The following is a 2,615-nucleotide window of genomic DNA, read 5'->3' as shown; positions in this document are numbered from 1 at the left end:
GCTTGGCGTCATAAGCGGTGTTGCCGAGGGCAACGGTGGTCTTGTTGTCCTTCTGGCTGGAGGCCTGGATATCGGCTTCAACGCCGTATACCCAGTTGCCGGACTGCCAGTTGTAGCCAGCCTACGCGCCGCTGGTGGCCGCGAACTGGACCGGCTGGTATCTCGGCGGCAACGTCGGCTCCGGCACCGGCCGTGATCGCAGCTCGCTGGTCGGCGGCGGCAACAACGAAGTGTTCAACCTCGCGCCCGATGGCATCAATGGCGGCGTGCAGGCTGGCTACAACTGGCAGTCCGGCAACTGGGTATACGGCGTTGAAGCCGATATCCAGGCCTCCAGCCAGAAGGACAACAAGACCACCGTTGCCCTCGGCAACACCGCTTATGACGCCAAGCTGCCGTGGTTCGGCACCGTGCGCGGCCGTCTCGGCTACTCGGTCGGTCAGACCCTGTTCTACGCCACCGGCGGTTACGCCTACGGCGGTGTGAAGACCAAGATCAACACCGGCGGCGTCCAGGTGGCGAACATCTCCAACACCCAGGACGGCTATGCCGTCGGCGGTGGCATCGAGACCCCGTTCAAGCTGCTCGGCCTGTTCGGACCGAGCTGGACCTCGAAGACGGAATACCTTTATGTCGATCTCGGCTCTGCCTCGAACGTCATTCCGGGAACGACCGCTGTCTCCACCAGCAGCGTGACCGAGCACATCTTCCGCACCGGCCTGAACTACCACTTCAACAGCCCGATCGTCGCGAAGTACTGATCTCCGCAACCTCGCAATTACGGAAACCCCGGCCTCACGGCCGGGGTTTTTGTTTGTCCAGGTTTGCTTGAGGCTCTCCCGACCATTGCGCGGAGCAATAGCGACGAAGCAATCCAGTCCTTCTTCTTGACCTTCTGGATTACTTCGCTTCGCTCGCAATGACGAACCTGTCGACCGCGTTTCGCGGCCGTTTGCGCGTCAGCTCTTGATCGCCACGGCGACCATGCCCGGCACCGGGACATGGCCCTCGTTGCGGGTCGAGATGTGATCGAGCTGGCTCAGCGTCAGCCCGGCCGCCGAGATCGACTGGCGCACATAATCGGCGCTGTAGGCGTAGCGCAGGCCTGCGCCGAGGATCACGCCAAGACCGTCATGGCTCTCGGCGGTAAACGCCAGCAGCCCGCCGGGCGCCAGCACGCGCGCCACCTCAGCCAGCACCGGCGCCAGGTCATGCAGATAGATCAGCACGTCAGCCGCCAGCACCAGGTCGGCGCTGGCGTCGGCCCGGCGGCTAAGGCCGTCGACGAGCTCGGCGACTTCCAGCTCGGCATAAAACCCGCCGTTGCGGGCGCGCTCGATCATCCGCGGCGACAGATCGATGCCGATGATCTCGCCGGTCTGCCCGGCGAAGGCGGCGCCCGCCAGACCCGTGCCGCAGCCGAGATCGATGGCCCGCTTGAACTGCATCGCCCGGTCACTCGCGGCGCAGGTGGCCAGTACCGCCTTGAACAACACCGCGGGACCGCGATAGCCCAGCGTCTCGACCAAGGCGGTCTCGAATTTCGGCGCGTATTGATCGAACAGCGCTGTGACATAGGTCGGCGGCATGGTGGCAAGTTGGGCAGCGCCGAGCCGCATCAGCCGCAGACCGGCGCCGTTGCGATCGCCGGCATCGGTATCCCGCGCATGGCCAAACGCGATGATCGCGCCTTTGAGATCACCGAGCTGCTCGCGGACCTCGCCGAGCGTGAACCAGGCGGTGGCGAAGCCGGGCGCGAGGTCGGTGGCCTGCACGAACAGGTCCTCGGCGGCGACCAGGTCGCCCTGCACCTGCAGGTCTCGGGCGTAATCGAAACGCCGGTCGGCGTTCATATCGCCGGATGACATGAACAAGCGCGCAGGCATATGGGAACCGATCGGAAGGCGGGGCATTCGTCAGATCAGCCGACTCGAATGAACCCCGCAGCGACCTATATAGACCAGATGCGCCCGCAAGACATTCTAATCCCCGTTCCCGCCGGCCTGTTCTGCAAGCCCGGCGGCTTCCATATCGACCCCGTCCGTCCGGTGGAGCGCGCCGTGATCACCCACGGCCATTCCGACCACGCCCGGCCCGGCCATGGCCATGTGCTGGCGACGCAGGAAACGCTCGACATGATGCGGCTGCGCTATGGCGAAAATTTCGCCGGCTCGACGCAGGTGATTGCCTATGGCGAGAGCCTGCGGCTCGGCGACGTGACGATCAAATGCCATCCCGCCGGCCATGTGCTGGGCTCGGCACAGATCGCAGTGACCTGCGACAATATCTGCATCGTGGCGTCGGGCGACTACAAGGACGCCGCCGATCCGACCTGCACGCCGTTCGAGGTGGTGCCGTGCGACGTGTTCATCACCGAGGCCACCTTCGGCCTGCCCGTGTTCCGTCATGGCGACGCAGCCCTCGAGATCAACAAGCTGCTGGCCTCGGTGGCGCTGTTCCCCGAACGCGCCCACCTGGTCGGCGCCTATTCGCTCGGCAAGGCGCAGCGGGTCATCAAACTGATCCGCCAGGCCGGCTATGACGCGCCGATCTATCTGCACGGCGCGATGGAGAAGATCACCCGCTATTACGAAAGCCGTGGCATCGACCTTGGC

Annotated in this window: 2 protein-coding genes and 1 pseudogene; 2 read left to right on the top strand and 1 reads right to left on the bottom strand. The window is 64.9% G+C overall.

The annotated features are described in order from the left end of the window. The first annotated feature begins 134 nt into the window (after positions 1-134). Complete coding sequence (locus tag Q0S16_RS26150) at positions 135-761, top strand: hypothetical protein (protein WP_295855448.1); 627 nt, start codon at positions 135-137, stop codon at positions 759-761. 198 nt (positions 762-959) lie between these two features. Here the strand turns inward: Q0S16_RS26150 and Q0S16_RS26145 are convergent, their stop codons facing one another. After that, positions 960-1,886 carry a methyltransferase domain-containing protein gene (locus Q0S16_RS26145; protein ID WP_295855445.1) on the bottom strand — a complete coding sequence of 309 codons (927 nt, stop codon included), beginning with the start codon at positions 1,884-1,886 and terminating at the stop codon, positions 960-962. A gap of 78 nt (positions 1,887-1,964) precedes the next feature. On the opposite strand from Q0S16_RS26145, the pseudogene Q0S16_RS26140 reads away from it, so the two are divergent. Beyond that, a pseudogene (locus Q0S16_RS26140) lies at positions 1,965-2,615 on the top strand (DNA ligase-associated DEXH box helicase); the annotation flags it as partial.

Origin of the sequence: Tardiphaga sp. (assembly GCF_025356345.1) — a bacterium.
GTDB lineage: Bacteria > Pseudomonadota > Alphaproteobacteria > Rhizobiales > Xanthobacteraceae > Tardiphaga.
Note: the sequence above shows the minus strand (reverse complement) of the source record. Positions and strands in the feature narration are given on the sequence as shown.